This window comes from Streptomyces griseomycini (assembly GCF_014203535.1).
In the GTDB taxonomy this organism is placed as follows: Bacteria; Actinomycetota; Actinomycetes; order Streptomycetales; family Streptomycetaceae; genus Streptomyces; species Streptomyces griseomycini.
In genome coordinates, this window is the sequence record NZ_JACHJI010000067.1 from 1 (window position 1) to 1,660 (window position 1,660).

A 1,660-nucleotide genomic window follows, 5' to 3' on the forward strand; every position below is an offset into this window, starting at 1 on the left:
TCGGTCAGCGGTGCCCGGCCGTCCCTCGTCGAGTACGTCCGTCAGCTCTGGGGGCGGCGGCAGTTCATCCTGGCCTTCTCCCGGGCGAAGCTGACCGCGCAGTACAGCCAGGCCAGGCTGGGTCAGTTGTGGCAGGTGGCGACGCCGCTGCTGAACGCGGCGGTGTACTTCTTCATCTTCGGTCTGCTGCTGGGGGCCCGTGAGGGCATTCCGCACGACGTGTACGTGCCGTTCCTGGTGACGGGGGTGTTCGTGTTCACGTTCACCCAGAGTTCGGTGCTGGCGGGGGTGCGGGCGATCTCGGGGAATCTGGGGCTGGTGCGGGCGCTGCACTTCCCGCGGGCCGCGCTGCCGGTCTCCTTCGCGCTGCAGCAGCTGCAGCAGCTGCTGTTCTCGATGGTGGTGCTGGTGGGGGTGGTGCTGGCGTTCGGCAGTGTGCCGGATCTGTCGTGGCTGCTGGTGGTGCCGGCGCTGTTGCTGCAGTTCGTGTTCAACACCGGGCTGGCGCTGGTGTTCGCCCGGATGGGCAGCAGGACGCCCGATCTGGCGCAGCTGATGCCGTTCGTGCTGCGGACGTGGCTGTACGCGTCGGGGGTGATGTTCAGCATTCCGGCGATGCTGGAGGGCAGGGACGTGCCCGGCTGGGTGGCGGACGTGCTGCAGTGGAACCCGGCCGCGGTCTACATGGACCTGGTCCGGTTCGCGCTGATCGACGGTTACGGTTCGTCGTACCTGCCGCCGCACGTGTGGGCGTTCGCGGTGGGCTGGGCGCTGCTGGTCGGGGTGATCGGTTTCGTCTACTTCTGGCAGGCGGAGGAGAGGTACGGTCGTGGCTGACGGCGGCGAGGAGCGGGTTCCCACCGTGATCGCGGACGATCTGCACGTGGTCTACCGGGTCAACGCGGGCGGGGCGGGGCGGGGCAGTGCCACCGCGGCGCTCAGCCGCATGCTGCGGCGGGGCGGGGACGAGGCGGCGCGGGGGGTGCGGCGGGTGCACGCGGTGCGCGGGGTGTCCTTCGTCGCCCGCCGGGGTGAGGCGATCGGTCTGATCGGTTCCAACGGTTCGGGCAAGTCGACGCTGCTGCGGGCGATCGCCGGTCTGCTGCCGGCCGAGCGGGGCCGGGTCTACACCGACGGCCAGCCGTCGCTGCTGGGGGTCAACGCCGCGTTGATGAACGATCTGACCGGTGAGCGCAACGTCATCCTGGGCGGGCTGGCGATGGGCATGTCCCGGGAGGAGATCAAGGCGCGGTACCAGCAGATCGTCGACTTCTCCGGGATCAACGAGAAGGGCGACTTCATCACCCTGCCGATGCGCACCTACTCCTCCGGCATGGCGGCCCGGCTGCGTTTTTCCATCGCGGCGGCCAAGGACCACGACGTGCTGATGATCGACGAGGCGCTGGCCACCGGCGACCGCAAGTTCCAGAAGCGCTCCGAGGAGCGGATCCGGGAGCTGCGCAAGCGGGCCGGGACGGTCTTCCTGGTCAGCCACAACAACAAGTCGATCCGCGACACCTGCGACCGGGTGCTGTGGCTGGAACGCGGCGAGCTGCGCATGGACGGGCCGACCGACGAGGTGCTCAAGGAGTACGAGAAGTTCACGGGCAAGTGACCCGGCACGGCCCGGGCCCCGCCGGCACCACCCCGGCGGGGCCCG

The 1,660-nt window shown here is 69.7% G+C and carries 2 protein-coding genes; both read left to right on the forward strand.

Annotation, left to right across the window (positions count from 1 at the left end; all coding sequences use genetic code 11):
- Positions 1–837, forward strand: an 837-nt coding sequence (locus FHS37_RS38725; RefSeq protein WP_184830016.1) for an ABC transporter permease, incomplete at its 5' end; no start/stop codon positions are given.
- Positions 830–1,615 carry an ABC transporter ATP-binding protein gene (locus FHS37_RS38730; RefSeq protein WP_184830018.1) on the forward strand — a complete coding sequence of 262 codons (786 nt, stop codon included), beginning with the start codon at positions 830–832 and terminating at the stop codon, positions 1,613–1,615. The genes FHS37_RS38725 and FHS37_RS38730, both read left to right, overlap by 8 nt.
- The last annotated feature ends 45 nt before the right edge of the window (positions 1,616–1,660 follow it).